Below are 20,690 nucleotides of genomic sequence, written 5' to 3' on the forward strand. Positions count from 1 at the left end.
CAGCTGGATAGAGTACTCGGCTACGAACCGAGCGGTCGGAGGTTCGAATCCTCCCGGATGCACCATATTAAATATCACAATTTATCGGGTATTGAATTCTGGAAAATCAGGTAAACGACAGCACCTGAACAGAACATAAAAAATTGACGATGCATCCGTAGCTCAGCTGGATAGAGTACTCGGCTACGAACCGAGCGGTCGGAGGTTCGAATCCTCCCGGATGCACCATATTAGATGAACCCCTGCCTTAATAGGCAGGGGTTTTTCGTTTTGTTTTTTATACATTATATTTATTTTACCATTTAGTATTTGTGTTTTGTTCAATAACATATCTTCATCGCTATGTAGTCAGCGACAATTTGGCGTGTTTGATATAAAGTAAGCGCTCAATAATCATCTTATTAAAACTCCACGGGAGGTCAAATTGATCCCGGATGTATCAAAAGCATTGTCATGGTTAGAGGCAAATCCGGCCGTGTTAGATGGCATTTGTCGCGGTATTGAACGTGAAACATTGCGTGTTACTCCAGACGGTCATTTAGCTATGACACAGCATCCAGAATCGCTAGGTGCTTCTTTAACACATAAATGGATTACAACTGATTTTGCTGAATCTTTGTTGGAGTTTATCACCCCTGTTGATAGTGATATAAAAAGAACTATCGATTTTCTTAAAGACTTACATCGATATACTGCTAAGAATCTGGTTAATGAAAAAAACTGGCCTCTAAGTATGCCATGCTTCATTGATAAGGAAGATGACATTACACTGGCACAGTATGGCCAATCCAATATCGGGCGTTTTAAGACCCTGTATAGGGAGGGGTTGAAAAATCGTTATGGCGCCTTGATGCAGACTATTTCTGGCGTGCACTATAATTTTTCACTACCCATCAGCTTCTGGCAGGCATGGTTAGGTGTAAAAGATGCAGAAAGTGGTAAAGAGCAAATTTCAGCAGGATATTTTAAACTGATCCGTAATTATTACCGGTTCGGTTGGGTAATCCCATACTTGTTTGGTGCATCACCGGCAATTTGTTCTTCGTTTTTGCGTGGAAGAGGCACTGCCTTATCCTTTGAGCAGACTGAAAAAGGAACCTGTTATTTACCTTATGCGACTTCTTTGAGAATGAGTGATTTAGGGTATACCAACAAATCGCAGAGTGACCTGAATATTACTTTTAATAGTCTTCATACCTATGTAGAAGGCCTTAAAAAAGCAATTCACAAGCCATCGGATGAATTTGCCGCGCTCGGGCTTAAAAAGGACGGTAAGTATCTACAGCTGAATACGAACGTTCTTCAGATAGAGAATGAGTTATATGCACCTATACGCCCTAAACGAGTTGTTGAAGAAGGAGAAACGCCTTCTGATGCTTTACTTCGTGGCGGGGTGGAATATATCGAAGTTCGTTCTCTGGATATCAATCCATTCACATCGATCGGCGTCGATGAAACTCAGATCCGTTTTCTGGATTTATTTCTGATATGGTGTGCAGTGGCTGATTCACCTGAAATGAGCAGTGAAGAATTGGATTGTTGCCGTAAAAACTGGAATAAAGTGATCCTTGAAGGGCGTAAGCCGGATCTTCATGTTGGTATTGGTCATGGGATTGAACTACAACCGCTCAAGGTAGTCGGGCTGGAGTTATTTGCAGATCTGGAACGTGTTGCAGAGGTCTTGGACAGTTGCACCGGATCACAGTATCAGTCAGTCTGCAAGGAACTGGTTGGTATGTTTGAAGATCCATCACTGACATTTTCTGCCCGTGTATTAGATCGGATGAAAACTCAGGGGATTGATGGTTTTGGGCTGGAACTGGCTAATAAATATTATCTGGAATTAGTCAACGAGCCGTATAGTATACTCAATGATGAACGTTTTTCTGCGGAGCGTGAAGCTTCAGTAGAGAGACAACGTAATTTGGAACAGCAAGACAACATGAGTTTTGATGATTATCTAAAATTACATGCAGGGTCTTAAAAAATAAAAATGGCCACCGAGCGGTGGCCGAATTAAAAAAGTCTCTTAGAAAAATAAGGATGATAACAATTTTGCGCGTCTTCATTAATTAAGACCTGCTGTAATTAAAAAGGTTTCATTTATCTGAAAAATTTTTTGTAAAAAAATCTGATGCCTGAGGAGATAAGATTATGCCTTTATTGGACAGTTTTACCGTTGACCATACGCGTATGTCTGCACCAGCCGTTAGAGTTGCCAAGATGATGAAAACACCTCACGGTGATACTATCACAGTATTTGACTTACGCTTTTGTATTCCTAACAAAGAAGTCATGCCAGAAAAAGGCATTCACACACTTGAACACCTGTTTGCCGGTTTTATGCGTAACCATTTGAACGGCAGTGGAGTTGAAATTATCGATATTTCTCCGATGGGGTGTCGTACCGGTTTTTATATGAGCTTAATTGGTGCACCAGATGAATCCAGAGTGGCTGAAGCATGGAAAGGTGCGATGGCTGATGTACTGAAAGTTCAGGATCAGAAACAAATCCCTGAATTGAATGTTTATCAGTGTGGTACTTATGAAATGCATTCTTTGCAGGAAGCACAGGATATTGCCCGCCACATCCTGGATGCCGATGTTCGTGTTAATAAAAATGATGAACTGGCTTTACCGGAAGAAAAACTGGTTGAACTGCAAGTGTAGTGTGAGCTGAATTAAGCTGAATGAACTAAGCTGAATATAGTAAGACTTGTTATTCTGGCCGTAAAAGCAATGTACTACGGCCAGATTTGTTATCTTATCAATCAGCTGCTGGCTTTAGTATTTTTAGTCGCTCCCTGCTTCATCGGTGTTACACGTACTTTTTTGATAACATTGTCATTTACAGAAAGAATTTCAAAATTGTAATCGTTGATCTGCACCTGAACATTCAACTCCGGGATTTCGCCTAACTCTTCCAAAATCATGCCGTTCATTGTTCGTGGCCCGTCAGCCGGCAGCGTCCAGTCAAATGCTTTATTTAACTCACGGATATTGGCTGTACCGTCAACCAGAACCGTACCATCACTTTGAGGCAAGACTTCTTGTGCCAGAGAAGGAGACATAGAAGTAGTAAAATCGCCAACGATTTCTTCCAGAATGTCTTCTACTGTGACGAGTCCCTGAATATCCCCATACTCATCAACAGCCAGACTCGCTTTTTGCTTATTGCGCTGGAAGTTAACCAATTGAGCATTTAGTGGTGTATTAACAGGAATGAAATAAATTTTATCCGCAGCTCTGATCAGATTTTTTTTCGTAAATTCTTTTTTCTCCATCATGAGACGGTAGGCTTCACGCACACGCAGCATGCCAATGGCATCATCCAATGAATTCCGGTACAACACAATTCTGCCATGTGGTGAATGTGTCAACTGACGTATAACAGATTTCCAGTCATCATTAATATCAATGCCGACAATTTCATTACGGGGAACCATAATGTCACCAACAGTGACTTTCTCAAGATCCAATATCGAAATCAGCATATCCTGATTACGGCGTGAAAGGTTGGTGTTTGATTCATTAACAATGGTTCTCAGTTCATCTTTACTGACTGAATCATTGCGAATGCCAGAAACTTTGATTCCCAGACAGCGCATAAACAGTAAAGTAATCTTATTAAACGCCCATACAAGGGGCAGCATGATTTTCTGTAATGGGCGCAGTAATAAACTGCTTGGAAAGGCAACTTTTTCCGGGTATAGCGCTGCGATAGTTTTAGGCATCACTTCCGCGAAAACCAGAATCACAAACGTCAGTATCCCGGTTGCGATTGCAACCCCGGCATCGCCATAAAGACGCATACCCACAATGGTAGCCAGTGAGGATGCCAGAATATTGACAAGGTTATTACCGATCAGGATCAGGCTGATTAGCCTGTCAGGATGGCGGAGCAGTGATTCCACTCTCCGTGCAGGATTGCTACCTTGTTTAGCTAAATGACGTAAGCGATAACGGTTTATTGTCATCATGCCGGTTTCTGAGGCAGAAAAGTAGGCAGAAATGATAACCATGATGACAAGAACAATAATTAATGTGCCTGTTGAGACATGCTCCAAAGCAGAGTTCCTTCCTAATGTTTATATAAGCTGGCTGCGGGTTTAATAAGTCATGAATTCCTGTAATAACCTGCTACCAAAAAAAGCAAGTGTCAGGATAAACGCACCAATCAAATTAAACCAAATAACACGTTTACCGCGCCATCCTTCACGATAATGCCCCCAAAGCAAAATGATATAGATAAACCATGCAAGGAGGGACAAAACCGATTTATGGATATTTTCTTTATTGAAAACATTATCCATATACATGATGCCTGTACATAACGTCAATGTTAGTAAAATTACGCCAACCTGAATAATGTGAAACATTTTGCGCTCAATCGTCATTAATGGGGGCATTCCCGGCGAGAAAGTGAGCTTTTTCTTTTTCAGCCGATTATCCAGCCAGCTAATCTGTAGCGCATAAAGTGCTGCAATCAGTAACGTGGCATACCCCAGTAATGCCAGCCCAATGTGTATAAATAGGCCGATACTTCCTTCAAGATGGGTAATGAATTCACCGGGTACCATGCTTGCCAGTATCAAATTTATCACGGCAAAGCTGTAAACAATCGGGAGTAAAAACCAGGCACGGCCACGAAAGGCCACGATCGTCATGATGATACAGACGAGTAAGCTGACCATAGAACCTAAGTTCAGCAAGGTCAGATTTTGGCCGCTACTGACATGAAACACCTGATATTTTAGGGATATCCCATGATTGAAGAGTGCGACAATTGCGAAAAGCAGAGCCAGCTTTTGATAACTGTTTTGTTGCCGCAATAAGCCCGGCACAATGAGCGTCAGGCTAATGAGATAAGCAAGTGAGGCAATGATTGAAAATACTGGCATAAAGTTTTTCGTTTTCGCAATAGTATTAGAGTTAACTTAAAATTTAAGTATACCGTCAGCGAGGATAGCCTCCAACCGTTGTTAATCATACTTGGGAATCTCTTTGCAGAGATTACATAATCATCGTGTTATAATTCACTAAATTTGCCTTACAGGTAGACCCACTTGTAGATATCTGAGCTGAGACAATGTTTGATAATTTAACTGACAGACTATCGCGCACATTGCGCAATATCAGCGGTCGCGGACGGCTGACTGAAGACAATATTAAAGATACGCTGCGCGAAGTTCGCATGGCTTTACTTGAAGCTGATGTTGCGTTACCTGTAGTGCGTGATTTCATTTCAAGAGTCAAAGAAAGCGCGGTAGGACATGAAGTTAACAAAAGTCTAACCCCCGGGCAGGAATTCGTCAAAATTGTTCAAAATGAACTGGTAAAGGCGATGGGAGAAGTGAACAGCGAATTGAATCTTGCTGTTCAGCCGCCGGCAGTCATTCTGATGGCAGGTTTGCAGGGGGCCGGTAAGACAACCAGCGTTGCAAAACTGGGTAAATTACTGAAAGAAAAAAGTAAGAAAAAAGTACTGGTTGTTTCTGCTGACGTATATCGCCCAGCGGCGATCAAGCAGCTTGAAACGTTGTCAGAAACCGTTGGAATTGATTTTTTCCCGTCAGACCCACAAGAAAAACCGGTTGATATTGTTAATAAAGCCACCCAGCATGCCAAACTGAAATTCTATGATGTGCTTTTGGTCGATACAGCAGGGCGCCTGCATGTCGATGAAGCCATGATGGATGAAATTAAAGACGTTCATGCTGCCATCAAGCCTATTGAAACCCTGTTTGTTGTCGATGCAATGACGGGGCAGGATGCTGCAAACACAGCCAAGGCATTTAATGAAGCGTTACCACTGACAGGTGTTGTACTGACTAAAGTCGATGGTGATGCCCGTGGTGGTGCAGCCCTTTCTATCCGGCATATCACGGGTAAGCCAATTAAATTCCTTGGTGTTGGTGAGAAGACTGATGCTCTGGAACCTTTCTATCCTGACCGCATTGCATCGCGGATCTTAGGGATGGGGGATATGCTTTCTTTAATCGAAGAGATTGAAAGCAAAGTTGACCGGAGTCAGGCAGAAAAACTGGCATCAAAACTGAAAAAAGGTGATGGTTTTGATTTAACTGATTTTCTTGATCAGCTGAAGCAAATGCGCAACATGGGCGGTATGGCGAGTATGTTGAGCAAAATGCCGGGCATGTCTCAGGTTCCTGACGCTGTCAAATCTCAAATGGATGACAAAGTTCTGGTTAAGATGGAAGCCATCATCAATTCCATGACCCGCAAGGAACGTGAGAAGCCAGAAATTATCAAAGGATCGCGCAAACGCCGTATTGCAATGGGTTCTGGTACTCAGGTGCAGGATGTTAACCGTTTACTAAAACAGTTTGATGAAATGCAGCGCATGATGAAAAAAATGAAGAAGGGTGGGATGGCAAAAATGATGCGGAGCATGAAAGGCATGCTGCCACCCGGTTTCATGGGTCGATAATCAACAAATTTCGAAAGAAAATGCTCTTTGGATTGCTTTTTGCGCCAAAGTGAGTAAAATTTTCGGGCTTTTTCATGGACAGCCGGACTCCGTTCCTCGATGGAGTCTGGTTGTTTTGATAACTAATGAGGATGTTATGGTAACAATTCGTTTAGCTCGTGGTGGCGCTAAAAAGCGTCCGTTTTATCAAGTAGTAGTGACCGACAGCCGCAATGCGCGTGATGGTCGCTTCATTGAGCGCGTTGGTTTCTTCAACCCTATCGCATCAGGGAATGCTGAAGCTCTGCGTTTAGATCTGGACCGTATCGAACATTGGGTTGGTCTGGGTGCATCTGTGTCTGATCGTGTTGCGGCACTGATCAAAAACGCTAAAAAAGCAGCTTAATCTGTCGCGGTGGTAACAATGAGCAAACAATCTGGCCTGGAGCACCCTGTTGATCCAATCGTGTTGGGTAAATTAGGGTCAGCGTACGGCATACGTGGTTGGCTCAGAGTTTTTTCCTCCACCGAACAAGCCGAAGACATCTTTGAATATCAGCCGTGGTTTATTCAGCGTTCCGGCCAGTGGCAACACGTTGAGCTGGAAACATGGAAATATCACAATCAGGATTTGATCATCAAAATTAAAGGTATTGATGATCGGGATGCCGCTAATCTGTTCACTAACAGTGAAGTCGTGGTGGATTCATCCCAATTACCAGCACTGGAAGACGGTGATTATTACTGGAAAGACCTCACGGGTTGCCAGGTAATCAATACGGCGGGTTATAACCTTGGGACTGTCCAGGATATGATGGAAACCGGGTCTAACGATGTGATGGTAATAAAGGCAAACCTGAAAGATGCATTCGGTATCAAGGAGCGGTTGATTCCGTTTCTTGATGGGCAGGTTATCAAGAAAGTTGATCTCGCTACCAAAACTATTGAAGTAGATTGGGATCCTAGTTTTTAATCTCCGGTAAACCGGTTGAGAAGTGGGACGCTATATGTGGATTGGGGTAATTAGCCTGTTTCCTGAAATGTTCCGCGCAATAACCGATTACGGGGTAACTGGTCGGGCAGTGAAAAATGGCCTGCTCAGTATCGATTGCTGGAGTCCGCGGGATTTTACCTACGACAGGCATCGTACTGTGGATGACCGCCCTTACGGTGGTGGTCCTGGCATGCTGATGATGGTTCAACCATTACGGGAAGCCATTCAGGCAGCTAAAGCGGCGGCTGGTGTTGGTGCAAAGGTGATATATCTTTCACCTCAGGGGCGTAAACTTGACCAACAGGGAGTTTGCGAACTGGCAGCAAATGAGAAATTAATTCTAGTTTGCGGTCGTTATGAAGGTATTGATGAGCGTGTTATCCAAACCGAAATTGACGAAGAATGGTCTATCGGTGATTACGTTCTCAGCGGGGGAGAGCTTCCTGCGATGACAATGATTGATTCCATATCCCGGTTTATTCCTGGGGTGTTGGGGCGTCAGGCATCGGCAGAAGAGGACTCATTTGCTGACGGGTTGTTGGATTGCCCGCATTATACCCGCCCTGAAGTGTTGGATGGGATGGAAGTTCCGGCAGTTTTACTGTCAGGAAATCATGCCCAAATTAATCGCTGGCGCTTGAAACAATCACTGGGTCGTACTTGGCTAAGAAGGCCCGAACTTCTAGAAAGCCTAGCTCTGACTGACGAGCAAAGGATGTTGCTGGCTGAATTCCAACAGGAATATCAGGATCAGGCAACGAATTAATCTAGACATGTCCAATAAAGGAATGTCTCTGATATATCAGTTTACCTAGGGTAAGAGAGTTATTATGAGCAACATTATTAAACAACTTGAACAAGAGCAGATGAAGCAAGACGTACCTTCATTCCGTCCGGGTGACACCGTGGAAGTTAAGGTATGGGTCGTTGAAGGTTCTAAAAAGCGTCTGCAGACATTCGAGGGCGTGGTTATCGCGATTCGTAACCGCGGTCTGCACTCTGCATTCACTGTTCGTAAGATTTCTAACGGCGAAGGCGTTGAGCGTGTATTCCAGACTCACTCCCCAGTCGTAGACAGCATCCATGTTAAACGTCGTGGTGCTGTTCGCAGAGCTAAACTGTACTACCTGCGTGAGCGTTCTGGTAAGGCAGCTCGTATTAAAGAGCGTCTGGGCGCTAAATAATACGCTTTTGCTACATCCGAAAGTTATAGGCCAGCAATTTGCTGGCCTTTTTAATTTCTCTATTTTTTACTTTCAGAAAAGTAAATAGCCCGCAATAAGCGAGCTATCTTTGTCAATTTTTAGCAAAATGTCAGTTCACATAGCCGATTACATAAAAGTGCTGACTAAAACATAACCTACCGTACAGGAACTGCTAACACCAATCAGACCCGGTACAAGGAAGCTGTGGTTGATGATAAATTTCCCGATTTTTGTTGTACCTGAGCGGTCAAAACCGATGCAGGCCAGATCACTTGGATAGGTAGGCAAAACAAAATAACCATAAGCTGCCGGAAAGAAGGCAATCAGAAGTTTAGGGTCAACACCAAGTTGTAATCCCATTGGCGCAATTGCGGTCAACGCTGCGGCTTGGCTATTAACCAATTTTGATACCAGAAACAGCACTAATGCATAAGTCCAGGGTTTTGCCTGAACAATATCTTCCAATACCAGTTTCAAATCGCCTAAATGCGCATGAAAGAAGGTATCACTCATCCATGCAACGCCAAAAACAGAAAAGATAGCAACCATTCCGGCTTTGAATACGGCGCTATTAGCTATTTCGCTGGTTTTGACTTTACAGGTCATCAAAATGATTGAACCCGCGATCAGCATCATCATCTGGATAACCAGATTCATAGAGAGTGGTTTTAATTCACCTTTTACTTCAAAAACTGGACGTAATTCAGTGCATGCACCGAACAACACCACGACTGCAATAGCAGCGAAAAAGATCCAGGTAGCTCTGTATGCCTGTTTAGGAAATACCTGATCTAACAAGGTTTCTGAATTACCGTAGATAAATTCTCGTTGTTTAGGATCTTTAATTTTTTCCTGAAATTCTTCGTCTTTATCTAAATCCTTGCCCCGGCGTAAACTCCATAATGCAGCAAGTACTACCCCGGCCAGTGATGCAGGAATTGAAACAGTCAGAATTTCTAAGATCCCGTAAGCATGGCCGATACCATGGCTGGCAGCAATAATTGATACTAAAGAAACAACGGCAACAGAAACGGGAGAAGCAGTAATTGCCATTTGTGAGGCAACAGATGCGACTGCCATAGGGCGTTCAGGGCGAATACCTTTTTTTAAGGCAATATCACCGATGATAGGGAACATGGTATAAACCACATGGCCTGTACCACAAAGGAAAGTTAACATCCATGTTGTGAGTGGAGCTAAAATAGTAATGTGTTGTGGATGGCGGCGTAGAAGACGTTCAGCACACTGCATCATCACATTCAGGCCACCTGCGGTTTGTAAAACAGATGCACAGCCGATCACTGCAAGAATAGTTAGCATCACATCAACTGGTGGCTTACCTGGCTCTAATCCAAAAACAAATGTCAGTATAAAAAGCCCGATGCCACTGATCAGCCCTAATCCCATGCCCGCATAACGCGTACCTATCAATAAGCATATAATTATTATGGCAAATTGCAGCGTTATCATATCTATCCTTAATGAATGAGTAAAAAATGAATGTTGATAATCCACTTCTTTAAGACAGTATTATTCAACCATTCTTCATAAATGTTTTTTTATAGTTTCGACTTAACATGAAAAACACATGTTAATATTATTAAAATAAAAATATAAAAACGGGATTAAGATCTTGTTTTTATCAACTGATTTTTAAAGGTAATTGTCTTTTTTATAAATAATTAATCAATGGTTAATAAGATATTACGATTGGAGGTTTAATTGTTAAATATATTGTTCAATTATTAACGTTCAGGTTGTTTAATCTATTTCTATTGATAATTAAAATACATATGAATTATTTATTCATTGATTAATATCAATTACCAAGAAAGTTTAATGTAAAAAAATATTTACAGTATCGTAAAAAAATATAAACAATCGGATTGTATTCTTTACGAAGCGTGGTATGTTATCCGGCAGACGCTAAAAACTTAAACAGACAAATAAAGCAGGTATGAAAAATGATCATGCAAAAAGATGCGCTTAATAACATTCACATTCTCGATGAACAGGTTCTGATTACACCGGAAGAGCTGAAACTAAAATATCCATTGAGTAGCAGCGATTTGCATGCCATTACAAACGCGCGTAATACTATTGCTGATATCATCCATCATGATGATCCCCGTTTGTTGGTGGTATGTGGTCCCTGTTCTATTCATGATGTGGATGCCGCACTTGATTATGCCCAACGTCTGAAATCACTTTCTGCCGAACTGAGCGATTGTCTGTATGTTGTTATGCGTGTCTATTTCGAAAAACCTCGTACTACTGTGGGCTGGAAAGGTTTAATCAGTGATCCTTACATGGATGGATCATTTGATATGGATGCCGGATTACATATTGCCCGTCGTTTATTACTGAATCTGGTAGAAATGGGGTTGCCATTGGCAAATGAAGCACTTGATCCAAACAATCCTCAATATTTGGGTGATCTTTTTAGTTGGTCAGCGATTGGAGCAAGAACAACTGAGTCCCAGACTCACCGTGAGATGGCTTCAGGCTTATCAGTATCAGTGGGTTTTAAAAATGGTACGGATGGTAATTTAAATACAGCGATTAATGCTATGAAAGCGGCCTCAATGCCACATCGCTTTATGGGAATAAATCAGTCTGGTCAGGTGTGCCTGCTGCAAACTCAGGGTAATCCAAATGGTCATATAATATTGCGTGGTGGAGCGGAGCCTAATTATAGTCCTGAGCATGTACGTGACTGTGAAAATCAGATGGCTAAGGCAGGTTTAGTTCCATCACTGATGATTGATTGTAGTCATGGTAACTCCAATAAAGATTTTCGTCGTCAGAGTGTCGTTGTGGATTCTGTCGCTGAGCAAATTATGCAAGGGAATCAATCCATCATTGGTATCATGTTAGAAAGTCATATTAATGAAGGAAACCAGTCTTCCGAGCTAGCCCGTTCTGAAATGCAATATGGTGTTTCTGTCACCGATGCTTGTATTAGCTGGGAAACGACTGAGCAGGTATTAAGAAAATTACATCAGCAAATCAAGCCACATTTATCAAAACGAAACATAACGATGAAACAGGCAGGGTAATTGATATGGCAGCAGAATTATCGCAATTGCGGGAAAAAATTGATGAGGTAGACAAAGCTCTGCTCAATTTACTTTCTAGGCGGATGGATTTAGTCGCTGAAGTTGGTGAGGTTAAGAGCCAGCTTGGTTTACCGATTTATGCGCCTGAAAGGGAGGCCAGTATGCTGGCTTCTCGCCGTCAGGAGGCAGAAATACTGGGGATTTCTCCGGATTTAATTGAAGATATTCTGCGCCGCATTATGCGTGAGTCTTATGCCAGTGAAAATGATAAAGGTTTCAAAAAGCTTAATGCTGATATAGGGCCTATTGTTATTGTTGGTGGTTCTGGAAAAATGGGCCGGTTATTTAGCCGTTTATTGACCTTATCAGATTACGAAGTCAGGATCCTTGAGTCAAATGACTGGGAACAGGCTGAAACTATTTTAGCTGGTGCTGGCATGGTCATTATCAGCGTACCTATCCATTTAACTGGAGATATTATCCACCGTTTACCTCCGTTGCCTGAAGAGTGCATTTTGGTGGATTTAGCTTCTATCAAACAAAAGCCACTTCAGGCTATGCTCGATGTACACAAAGGGCCAGTTTTGGGGTTACACCCGATGTTTGGGCCGGACGTGGGAAGTTTTGCTAAACAAGTGGTTGTTTTTTGTGATGGTCGACAGCCCGAATCATACCAGTGGTTTCTGGAGCAAATATCAGTCTGGGGGGCTAAGCTGCATAAAATCGATGCAGAGCAGCATGATAAAAACATGAGTTTTATTCAGGCACTACGTCATTTCACCACTTTTTCTTACGGAAGGCATCTTGTAAAAGAAGATATCGACCTACAGCAACTATTATCGTTATCTTCACCCATTTATCGTCTGGAACTGGCTATGGTTGGCCGATTATTTGCTCAGGATCCACAATTATACGCGGATATTATTATGTCCAGTCCTGAAAACCTTGAACTGATTCGTCGTTATCATCAGAGCTTCGGTCAGGCTTTGGCGCTTTTGGAGAATCAGGATAAAAAAGCATTTATTGCAAGTTTTAATCAGGTGAGCGAATGGTTTGGTGATGAAGCAAAGCGGTTTATGAAAGAAAGCCGGGCACTCTTACAGCAGGCCAATGATAGCCGGATATGAGTGTACCAGTTGGTATGATTGATATGGTGGAAAAGCCGGATGTTGCCATCCGGTTTGCTATTCAGAATGGATCGACCGAGGGGACATTTTCTGAGGGATAACATCCTAATACTTTCAAAAAATGGGTGATTCCGGATAATTCCTTAAGAGCCTGCTGCATTTTCATGGAACGCATGTTGGCCTGAACATCAATATAAAACATCTCTTCCCATGGTTTACCGTTTATCGGGCGTGATTCCAGTTTACTCATAATAATATTGTGCTTTTTTAAGACAATGAGTGCGTCAACCAGAGCGCCGGCCTGCTGTCCCGTGGACATAATAAAAGTCGTTTTGGCAGGAACCTGATCTGATACATCAATGGGTTTCTGGGCGACAACGATAAAACGGGTGCTGTTATTTTGTTGGTTTGCCAGATTATTTTCTAAAACCTTCAGCCCGTAAAGTGCGCCTCCGGCTTCACTTCCTAATACCGCCACATCCGGTGAATCTATCTCAGTCACCTTTTGCATGGCAACGGCAGTACTTTCGCAATAGATGATATTCCAGTGAGGGAATTGATTAAGATATTGGCTGCATTGCTGGAAAGGCTGAGGGTGGCTGTAAACGGTTTTTATCTTTGAAATATCACTCTCTTTGTTGACCAATAAGCAGTGATTGATCGGAAGAGTAATTTCTCCTACCAAAGATAATGGGGTGTGTTGCAATAAGTCATAAACATCATTTATTGCACCGGAGCTGGTATTTTCCAGTGGCAGAATACCGTAATCCGCTTGACCAATTTCCACCAATGAAAAAATATCAGGAAATTTATGACAGCTACATTCAATTAACTGATTGAAATGTCGCGCCGAAAACTGTCGGGCCGCAAGGTGAGAATAAGAACCTTTTGGGCCGAGAAAAGCAATTCGGGCCGTGTCATAAGGTGTCTGATTCAGATGTTGCTGTAGCAGGGCTTGTTGAGTCAGCACTGAATCTTCAATGATCATTTGGAACAGGCGGGTAATGTAAAACCCATCCAACCCACGAGACTTACCTTTATCAATTAACACATCCAGTAATTCTCGTTCCCGATTTTTATCCCGTATCGGGCGACTATCGTGAAGTTTTGTCTGCGCAACATCACAGGCCAATTGTCGGCGTTGTGCTAGCAAATCCAGTAAATCAGCATCAATACTGCTGATTTTTTTACGAATGTTAATTAAATCTCGTTCCATAGTACATTCCTGACATTTTTATTATAAAAGTAATCTGTATCTTTCAAATTGCAGTCCGAAATTTATCGGAGCTATAAGTTACGACCTGTAAAATAAAAAAACCTCCCGTTGGTAGGGAGGTTTTCTTGTTCGTCTTCTTTTTATCTTTTAAAAACGAGAAACCCCCTCATAGGAAGGTAAAAAAGAAAAAGAAGAAAAACAGTTTAATATTCATATCGTTTGTATCTTAATTTTTGCAAACTCAAAGGGTGTACTTTAATTAACCTATTTGGTGAGATATGTCAATAGATGGGAAAAGGGACACAGGAATCAAAGAACAAATAAAACGCGCTCATTGAGCGCGTTGAGAAAACAAAACAGGTTATATTTCCAGATTCAGGTTCGATTCTTTTACACTATGCTCTGCTCTGCGCGCTTCTCCTTTATGCTGAACTTTATTAAGTTGGCGTTCTAATTTCATCAGCAATTCATTGATAGCTGCATACATATCTTCATGCTTGGCACTTGCAACCAGCGTAGCATTTGGTGTGCCAATTGTGGCATCAACCAAAAATCCTTGTGGCTCTTTCGAAAGTACGATATGTGGATTGATTAGATTGACTTGCCATTTGTTCAACTTATTTAGACGGTCTTCCACATGGCTACGAATCGCGGGGGTAATTTCCATTTGCTTGCTGGTTATGTTTACTAACATATAGTTACCTCTTTCTGTTGCTCCGTCTTTGATGGTTTCAGCATAACGCGGTTTTGGAGAAAAAGAATGATCTAAATCACTTTTATTCGGGGATACTGGCGCGGATAAGTGAAATTGTGATTAATGATGAAGATATGGACAATATTTGTTGCTAAGAGGGAAGTAATGCGTCATTATCGATCAGTTATGGTATTATCAACTTAAGAAATAATTGCAGAAAATAATGCTAGAATCTAAATAGATTTCTTTCCGGTTATAATATTCTTCCCTAAAAAATAGCAGCCATATAGCTGCTATTTTTATGACGTTCTTTTGATACGATATGCTTTCGAAACGCTAGACAGGGTTGGCAGTAATTAGTGCTGCAACTTTATGTGCTTCGGCTTCAAGTCCCAGAGCTTTGTATGCCTTTTCCATATAAGGCAGCGCTTCTCTGGTTGATTGGGTATCCGGGTAATTCTGTAACATTTGCTCTGCACGGTTGACGACAGCAACGTAGGCGCCACGTTTAGTGTAATATTGAACAACGGCAAGCTCATGTTTAGCTAAACGATCTTTCAGAAAGACTAAACGTTTGTAAGCATCAGCTACATACTGGCTTTTAGGGTAATAACGTACCAATTGACTAAAATCGCGGAATGCGGCACGGGCATTTTCAGGATCACGGTCTGAACGGTCAAGACCTAAAAAGTCTTGCAGGAGGTTATCATCCATAGCCTGTAATACCAGACCACGCATATACATTACATAATCAATATGCGGGTGAGTTGGGTTCAGGCGCATGAAACGTTCAATGGATGCAAGAGCGAGAGGAAATTCTGCTGATTTATAATAAGCATAAATTAAATCCAGCTGAACCTGCTGAGAATAGGGTCCGAAAGGATAACGGTTATCCAGGGATTCCAATTGCTTGATAGCCGCTTTATAGTTACCGTCTTGCAGTTTTTCCTGCCCGTTTGAATAAATTTGAGATGGCGGGATATCAGGAACAGCCTCTTTATTGCTGGAGCATCCAGATAAAACCAGGCTCAATGTGGTCGCTGCCACCAGATATTTCATGCGAATCATCACGTGTTGATTACCCTCTGATTGTTTTCTGGGAGACTATCCGCGAAGCTCCCGGCGAAAGATAGAGTACAATAGCACACTATTTTAAATGAAACGGCCTTGCCGTCAAAACTCAACGTAAAATATAGAAGTTATATATGGCACAACAAATACGACTTAATACGACAGTCGCTGAATCTCAGCTCGGTCAGCGTTTAGATCAAGCTTTGGCTGAATTATTACCTGATTATTCCCGCTCACGTATAAAAGAGTGGATCTTGAATGATAAAGTTCAGGTTAATGGCAAATTAATTAATAAGCCAAAGGAAAAAGTACTGGGCGGAGAAGAAATTTCTATTGATGCTATCATTGAAGAAGATGCCCGTTGGGAACCGCAGGATATAGAACTGAATGTTGTCTATGAAGATGACGATATTCTGGTTATTAATAAACCACGTGATTTAGTGGTACACCCGGGAGCGGGAAACCCGGATGGTACGATACTGAATGCTCTGCTATATCGTTATCCGGAGATTGCAGACGTTCCCCGGGCAGGCATTGTTCACCGTCTTGATAAGGACACGACAGGCCTGATGGTAGTTGCAAAAACAGTTCCTGCCCAGACTCGTCTGGTCGAATCTCTGCAATTACGTGAAATTACCCGTGAGTATGAAGCCATTGCGCTGGGGCATATGACAGCTGGTGGGATTGTAGAAGAGCCGATATCTCGCCACCCGACAAAACGGACACATATGGCGGTTCATCCGATGGGTAAACCTGCCGTGACTCACTACCGGGTTATGGAGCATTTCCGGGCACATACCCGCCTTCGTTTACGTCTGGAGACGGGAAGAACACACCAAATTCGTGTGCATATGTCACATATTAAACATCCATTGGTTGGAGATCAGCTTTACGGTGGTCGTCCTCGCCCTCTGAAAGGGGCTTCTGAGGAATTTCGCGAAGTGATGCGCAACTTTGACCGTCAAGCGTTGCACGCGACTATGCTGCGTCTTTATCATCCGATCACGGGTATTGAGATGGAATGGCATGCGCCATTACCGGAAGATATGGTTAAGCTTATTGATGTGATGAAAGCGGATGCCGAAATTTTTAAAGATGAAATGGATTGGTAGTTAAATGACATCACTGATTTTTCCTGACTGGCCACAGCCTGAGGGTGTTGGCGCGTGTAGTACGACCCGGGCGGGGGGGATGAGTCTCCCTCCCTATGAGAGTCTGAATTTAGGCCTTCACGTTGGTGATGATCCTCTATACGTGGAGCGAAACCGTGAACTGTTGGTGGAATATGCACGATTGCCACAGCAGCCTGTTTGGTTGGAACAAGTACATGGAACACGGGTTATCAGGCTAGAGGGGCAGTCAGTAGAAAATAATCAGGCTGATGCCGTTTATACTAATCAAGTTGGGCAGGTATGTGCTGTAATGACAGCAGATTGTCTGCCTGTACTTTTTTGTTCCACCAATGGTGATGAAGTTGCAGCAGCTCATGCGGGATGGCGTGGATTATGTGCCGGGGTACTGGAAAATACGGTGGCTCAATTTACGACAAAACCCGATATGATTCAGGTATGGCTGGGGCCTGCCATTGGCCCCGAAAAGTTTGAGGTCGGGCGTGATGTCATGGAAGCCTTTCTGGCAACAGATCCTAACTTGGAGCAGGCTTTTACACCTTATGGAATGAAATTTCTGGCAAATATCTATTTACTGGCTAGATTAAAGTTGAAGTCTATTGGGATAAAAAACGTTTTTGGAGGCGCGGCTTGCACCGTCTCAGAAGAAAAAACTTTTTTTTCTTATCGTCGTGATGGTGTTACCGGACGTATGGCAACTTTAATCTGGTTAAGGTGATCTATCGTGCAGGACGGTCTTTGGTGCATAGCGCAAGTTTCCAATTAACTTTTCAGAGGACCTTGAATATTTAAGGAATGACCTTATTTAATCTCCAGTAGCAAATTCTGACCAGTATTGGAGGTGTTATGCGTCTGGATCGTCTTACTAATAAATTCCAGCTTGCTCTCGCTGACGCCCAATCCCTCGCATTAGGGCGTGATAATCAATTCATCGAACCTATCCACTTGATGAGCGCATTGCTTAATCAAGAGGGGGGTTCTGTTCGTCCTTTATTAATGTCTACCGGGATTGATACAGGAAACTTGCATGATCGACTGAATCTCGCTTTGGACAGATTACCAAAAGTAGAAGGAAGTGGCGGTGATGTGCAGGTATCCAATGAATTAGGGCGTTATTTAAACCTGTGCGACAAACTTGCTCAGAAAGCAGGTGATAACTTTATTTCTTCTGAACTCTTTGCTCTGGCAGCACTGGAAGAACGTGGAACATTAAGTGACATATTAAAAGCTGCAGGAGCAACAAAAGATAAAATCACTAAGGCAATAGAAATGATGCGCGGTGGTGAAAAAGTAAATGATCAGAGTGCCGAAGACCAACGTCAGGCACTAAAAAAGTACACAATAGATCTCACTGAACGAGCTGAACAAGGCAAATTAGACCCTGTTATTGGGCGTGATGAGGAAATTCGCCGGACAATTCAGGTATTGCAACGCCGAACTAAGAACAATCCCGTTTTGATCGGTGAGCCGGGCGTTGGGAAAACAGCTATCGTCGAAGGGCTGGCACAGCGGATTGTTAATGGTGAAGTTCCCGAAGGGCTGAAAAACAAAAGAGTTCTGTCTCTGGATATGGGCGCACTCTTGGCGGGGGCTAAATATCGGGGAGAATTTGAAGAACGTTTGAAAGGTGTTTTGAACGACCTCTCTAAACAGGAAGGTTCGGTCATTCTGTTTATCGATGAATTACATACGATGGTCGGTGCCGGCAAAGCAGATGGCGCAATGGATGCCGGCAATATGCTGAAACCGGCACTCGCTCGTGGTGAGCTGCATTGTGTCGGCGCGACAACCTTAGACGAATATCGTCAGTATATTGAGAAAGATGCGGCTCTGGAGCGTCGTTTCCAGAAAGTTTACGTTGCTGAGCCTACTGTTGAGGATACTATTGCTATTCTACGCGGCCTCAAAGAACGCTATGAGCTTCACCACCATGTTCAGATAACTGATCCGGCAATTGTGGCAGCGGCGACATTATCTCATCGTTATATTTCAGATCGCATGTTACCTGATAAAGCGATTGACTTGATTGACGAAGCCGGAGCCAGCCTGCGTATGCAGATGGATTCAAAACCAGAAGCATTGGATCGTCTGGAACGCAGGATTATTCAGCTAAAACTCGAACAGCAGGCGTTAAAAAAAGAATCGGATGAAGCGAGTAAAAAGCGCCTTGATATGTTGAATGAGGAGCTGGTGGAAAAAGAGCGCGAATATTCTGAACTGGAAGAAGAATGGAAAGCAGAGAAAGCTGAGCTTACCGGTACTCAAAATATTAAAGCCGAATTAGAAAATGCCCGCATAGAATTGGAAAAAGCCCGTCGCGGTGGTGACTTGGCTAGAATGTCCGAAATCCAGTACGGGAAAATTCCAGAACTGGAAAAACAGCTAGCAGCCGCAACAACAGCAGAAAATCATCCAATGAAATTGCTGCGTAACAAAGTGACTGATGCTGAAATTGCTGAAATCCTTGCTCGTTGGACAGGAATTCCAGTATCCAGAATGTTGGAAAGTGAAAAAGATAAACTACTGCGCATGGAGCATGAATTACATAAACGTGTAATCGGCCAAAATGAGGCTGTTGATGCGGTAGCAAACGCAATTCGCCGTAGTCGCGCTGGTTTATCAGATCCAAATCGCCCGATTGGTTCTTTCATGTTTTTAGGGCCGACAGGTGTTGGTAAAACGGAGCTGTGCAAAGCATTAGCTAATTTCCTGTTTGATAGTGACGATGCAATGGTACGTATCGACATGTCTGAATTTATGGAAAAACACTCTGTCTCAAGACTGGTGGGAGCACCTCCCGGATATATTGGCTATGAAGAAGGCGGCTATCTGACAGAAGCGGTTCGTCGTCGTCCTTACTCAGTTATTCTGCTGGATGAAGTTGAAAAAGCGCATCCTGATGTTTTCAATATATTGCTGCAAGTGTTGGATGATGGTCGCTTGACCGACGGTCAGGGGAGAACGGTTGATTTTCGTAATACTGTCGTAATTATGACATCTAACTTAGGTTCAGACATGATTCAGGAACGTTTTGGTGTACTGGATTATGCAGGAATGAAAGATATGGTGATGGAGATCGTAGGTCATCACTTCCGGCCTGAGTTCATTAACCGGATCGATGAAGTTGTGGTATTCCACCCATTAGGAAAAGAACATCTCAAAGCCATCACGAGTATCCAGTTGCAGCGTTTATATAAGCGTCTGGAAGAACGGGGCTATCAAGTCACTATGACATCGTCGGCATTAGAGAAACTGAGCGAAGCGGGTTTTGATCCTGTATATGGAGCACGTCCATTAAAACGGGCTATCCAACAAGAGATTGAAAACCCGTTGGCTCAACAAATACTTTCTGGTGAACTGGTTCCCGGTAAGTTAGTGACATTGGATCTGGAAAACGACCACATTATTGCAAGGCAATGATGTTTTTGCTCAATCTATTCTGAGGGGACTTATAGACAGGTATCTATATAGGTACTTATCGAGTGAAAATGTCATTAAGGCAATATAAAAGACATCGTAAAGATAAAAAAGAGGTGGAAAATCCACCTCTTTTTCTGTTTTTTAGATTAAAAAAAAGCCTGATAAGATATTTTTGTTTAATAACTGGTCGGTTGGAGTCTTTTTTTGAAATAGTTGTTGCCAGCGACAGAAAACTCCCTATAATGCGCATCCGTTGTCACGACAAACACACAAACAAGTCGAGATGACAAGAGTTGAAAGCCACGAAAATAAAGGCTTGACACTCTGAGAGGAAAGCGTAAGAT

Annotated in this window: 18 protein-coding genes, 1 tRNA gene and 1 other annotated feature; of the genes, 13 read left to right on the plus strand and 6 right to left on the minus strand. The window is 42.7% G+C overall.

Annotated elements, in window-relative coordinates; genetic code table 11:
• Positions 1-151 precede the first annotated feature (151 nt).
• The 3 genes from AAC855_RS20580 to luxS all read left to right on the plus strand — a co-directional run bounded on the left by AAC855_RS20580 (position 152) and on the right by luxS (position 2,670).
• A tRNA-Arg gene (locus tag AAC855_RS20580) sits at positions 152-228 on the plus strand.
• 196 nt (positions 229-424) lie between these two features.
• A complete protein-coding gene (gene gshA / locus AAC855_RS20585; protein WP_340612012.1) occupies positions 425-1,984 on the plus strand; it encodes a glutamate--cysteine ligase in 1,560 nt (519 codons plus the stop codon).
• 170 nt (positions 1,985-2,154) lie between these two features.
• Positions 2,155-2,670 (plus strand): S-ribosylhomocysteine lyase, encoded by a 516-nt coding sequence (gene luxS, locus AAC855_RS20590; RefSeq protein ID WP_340612014.1) that lies wholly within the window; start codon positions 2,155-2,157, stop codon positions 2,668-2,670.
• A 101-nt stretch (positions 2,671-2,771) separates the two neighbouring features.
• Here the strand turns inward: luxS and AAC855_RS20595 are convergent, their stop codons facing one another.
• Both AAC855_RS20595 and AAC855_RS20600 read right to left on the minus strand, forming a co-directional pair.
• The gene (locus AAC855_RS20595) at positions 2,772-4,067 is read right to left on the minus strand and encodes an HlyC/CorC family transporter (protein ID WP_340612015.1); all 1,296 of its coding nucleotides are present in this window, start codon (positions 4,065-4,067) and stop codon (positions 2,772-2,774) included.
• A gap of 42 nt (positions 4,068-4,109) precedes the next feature.
• Entirely contained in the window at positions 4,110-4,901 is a 792-nt protein-coding gene (locus tag AAC855_RS20600) for a cytochrome C assembly family protein (RefSeq protein WP_340612017.1), read from the minus strand.
• 188 nt (positions 4,902-5,089) lie between these two features.
• Here AAC855_RS20600 and ffh point away from each other — a divergent pair, with 188 nt between their 5' ends.
• The 5 genes from ffh to rplS all read left to right on the plus strand — a co-directional run bounded on the left by ffh (position 5,090) and on the right by rplS (position 8,608).
• Positions 5,090-6,451: a signal recognition particle protein gene (gene ffh / locus AAC855_RS20605; RefSeq protein ID WP_340612019.1), complete on the plus strand. Its 1,362-nt coding sequence runs from the start codon at positions 5,090-5,092 to the stop codon at positions 6,449-6,451.
• Positions 6,452-6,587: 136 nt separating this feature from the next.
• Positions 6,588-6,836, plus strand: coding sequence for a 30S ribosomal protein S16 (gene rpsP, locus AAC855_RS20610; RefSeq protein WP_340612021.1), 249 nt, complete (start codon positions 6,588-6,590; stop codon positions 6,834-6,836).
• Between the two features lie 18 nt (positions 6,837-6,854).
• Positions 6,855-7,403: a ribosome maturation factor RimM gene (rimM, locus tag AAC855_RS20615; protein ID WP_340612022.1), complete on the plus strand. Its 549-nt coding sequence runs from the start codon at positions 6,855-6,857 to the stop codon at positions 7,401-7,403.
• Between the two features lie 34 nt (positions 7,404-7,437).
• A complete protein-coding gene (gene trmD, locus AAC855_RS20620; protein ID WP_340612023.1) occupies positions 7,438-8,190 on the plus strand; it encodes a tRNA (guanosine(37)-N1)-methyltransferase TrmD in 753 nt (250 codons plus the stop codon).
• A gap of 64 nt (positions 8,191-8,254) precedes the next feature.
• Positions 8,255-8,608 (plus strand): 50S ribosomal protein L19, encoded by a 354-nt coding sequence (rplS, locus tag AAC855_RS20625; protein WP_099110743.1) that lies wholly within the window; start codon positions 8,255-8,257, stop codon positions 8,606-8,608.
• A gap of 147 nt (positions 8,609-8,755) precedes the next feature.
• Here rplS and AAC855_RS20630 read toward each other — a convergent pair whose 3' ends face one another.
• Entirely contained in the window at positions 8,756-10,099 is a 1,344-nt protein-coding gene (locus tag AAC855_RS20630) for an anaerobic C4-dicarboxylate transporter (protein WP_340612024.1), read from the minus strand.
• 494 nt (positions 10,100-10,593) lie between these two features.
• Between AAC855_RS20630 and AAC855_RS20635 the strand changes: the two genes are divergently transcribed.
• Both AAC855_RS20635 and tyrA read left to right on the plus strand, forming a co-directional pair.
• Complete coding sequence (locus AAC855_RS20635) at positions 10,594-11,688, plus strand: 3-deoxy-7-phosphoheptulonate synthase (protein ID WP_340612026.1); 1,095 nt, start codon at positions 10,594-10,596, stop codon at positions 11,686-11,688.
• Positions 11,689-11,693: 5 nt separating this feature from the next.
• Positions 11,694-12,815: a bifunctional chorismate mutase/prephenate dehydrogenase gene (gene tyrA, locus AAC855_RS20640; RefSeq protein WP_340612028.1), complete on the plus strand. Its 1,122-nt coding sequence runs from the start codon at positions 11,694-11,696 to the stop codon at positions 12,813-12,815.
• A gap of 61 nt (positions 12,816-12,876) precedes the next feature.
• On the opposite strand, the gene pheA is transcribed toward tyrA, so the two are convergent.
• From pheA to bamD, 3 genes are all read right to left on the minus strand, one after another.
• Positions 12,877-14,031 carry a bifunctional chorismate mutase/prephenate dehydratase gene (gene pheA, locus AAC855_RS20645; RefSeq protein ID WP_340612030.1) on the minus strand — a complete coding sequence of 385 codons (1,155 nt, stop codon included), beginning with the start codon at positions 14,029-14,031 and terminating at the stop codon, positions 12,877-12,879.
• 91 nt (positions 14,032-14,122) lie between these two features.
• Positions 14,123-14,246 (minus strand) — a sequence feature (Phe leader region).
• Positions 14,247-14,392: 146 nt separating this feature from the next.
• Positions 14,393-14,725 carry a ribosome-associated translation inhibitor RaiA gene (raiA, locus tag AAC855_RS20650; protein ID WP_099110738.1) on the minus strand — a complete coding sequence of 111 codons (333 nt, stop codon included), beginning with the start codon at positions 14,723-14,725 and terminating at the stop codon, positions 14,393-14,395.
• Between the two features lie 336 nt (positions 14,726-15,061).
• A complete protein-coding gene (gene bamD / locus AAC855_RS20655; protein ID WP_340612035.1) occupies positions 15,062-15,784 on the minus strand; it encodes an outer membrane protein assembly factor BamD in 723 nt (240 codons plus the stop codon).
• A 146-nt stretch (positions 15,785-15,930) separates the two neighbouring features.
• Here bamD and rluD point away from each other — a divergent pair, with 146 nt between their 5' ends.
• The 3 genes from rluD (at position 15,931) to clpB (ending at position 20,346) form a co-directional block, all read left to right on the plus strand.
• The gene (rluD, locus tag AAC855_RS20660) at positions 15,931-16,908 is read left to right on the plus strand and encodes a 23S rRNA pseudouridine(1911/1915/1917) synthase RluD (protein ID WP_340612031.1); all 978 of its coding nucleotides are present in this window, start codon (positions 15,931-15,933) and stop codon (positions 16,906-16,908) included.
• A gap of 4 nt (positions 16,909-16,912) precedes the next feature.
• Positions 16,913-17,644 (plus strand): purine nucleoside phosphorylase YfiH, encoded by a 732-nt coding sequence (gene yfiH, locus AAC855_RS20665; protein ID WP_340612033.1) that lies wholly within the window; start codon positions 16,913-16,915, stop codon positions 17,642-17,644.
• Between the two features lie 128 nt (positions 17,645-17,772).
• Positions 17,773-20,346 (plus strand): ATP-dependent chaperone ClpB, encoded by a 2,574-nt coding sequence (gene clpB / locus AAC855_RS20670; protein WP_340612034.1) that lies wholly within the window; start codon positions 17,773-17,775, stop codon positions 20,344-20,346.
• Positions 20,347-20,690: the final 344 nt, after the last annotated feature.

It is taken from the genome of Xenorhabdus bharatensis (assembly GCF_037996705.1).
In the GTDB taxonomy this organism is placed as follows: domain Bacteria; phylum Pseudomonadota; class Gammaproteobacteria; order Enterobacterales; family Enterobacteriaceae; genus Xenorhabdus; species Xenorhabdus bharatensis.

What these genes read in the sequence shown, in the direction of transcription:
- luxS (WP_340612014.1), top strand. Translation starts at nt 2,155, where the DNA reads ATGCCTTTATTGGACAGTTTTACCGTTGACCATACGCGTATGTCTGCA.
- AAC855_RS20600 (WP_340612017.1), bottom strand. Translation starts at nt 4,901, where the DNA reads ATGCCAGTATTTTCAATCATTGCCTCACTTGCTTATCTCATTAGCCTG.
- ffh (WP_340612019.1), top strand. Translation starts at nt 5,090, where the DNA reads ATGTTTGATAATTTAACTGACAGACTATCGCGCACATTGCGCAATATC.
- rpsP (WP_340612021.1), top strand. Translation starts at nt 6,588, where the DNA reads ATGGTAACAATTCGTTTAGCTCGTGGTGGCGCTAAAAAGCGTCCGTTT.
- rimM (WP_340612022.1), top strand. Translation starts at nt 6,855, where the DNA reads ATGAGCAAACAATCTGGCCTGGAGCACCCTGTTGATCCAATCGTGTTG.
- trmD (WP_340612023.1), top strand. Translation starts at nt 7,438, where the DNA reads ATGTGGATTGGGGTAATTAGCCTGTTTCCTGAAATGTTCCGCGCAATA.
- rplS (WP_099110743.1), top strand. Translation starts at nt 8,255, where the DNA reads ATGAGCAACATTATTAAACAACTTGAACAAGAGCAGATGAAGCAAGAC.
- AAC855_RS20630 (WP_340612024.1), bottom strand. Translation starts at nt 10,099, where the DNA reads ATGATAACGCTGCAATTTGCCATAATAATTATATGCTTATTGATAGGT.
- AAC855_RS20635 (WP_340612026.1), top strand. Translation starts at nt 10,594, where the DNA reads ATGATCATGCAAAAAGATGCGCTTAATAACATTCACATTCTCGATGAA.
- tyrA (WP_340612028.1), top strand. Translation starts at nt 11,694, where the DNA reads ATGGCAGCAGAATTATCGCAATTGCGGGAAAAAATTGATGAGGTAGAC.
- pheA (WP_340612030.1), bottom strand. Translation starts at nt 14,031, where the DNA reads ATGGAACGAGATTTAATTAACATTCGTAAAAAAATCAGCAGTATTGAT.
- raiA (WP_099110738.1), bottom strand. Translation starts at nt 14,725, where the DNA reads ATGTTAGTAAACATAACCAGCAAGCAAATGGAAATTACCCCCGCGATT.
- bamD (WP_340612035.1), bottom strand. Translation starts at nt 15,784, where the DNA reads ATGAAATATCTGGTGGCAGCGACCACATTGAGCCTGGTTTTATCTGGA.
- rluD (WP_340612031.1), top strand. Translation starts at nt 15,931, where the DNA reads ATGGCACAACAAATACGACTTAATACGACAGTCGCTGAATCTCAGCTC.
- yfiH (WP_340612033.1), top strand. Translation starts at nt 16,913, where the DNA reads ATGACATCACTGATTTTTCCTGACTGGCCACAGCCTGAGGGTGTTGGC.
- clpB (WP_340612034.1), top strand. Translation starts at nt 17,773, where the DNA reads ATGCGTCTGGATCGTCTTACTAATAAATTCCAGCTTGCTCTCGCTGAC.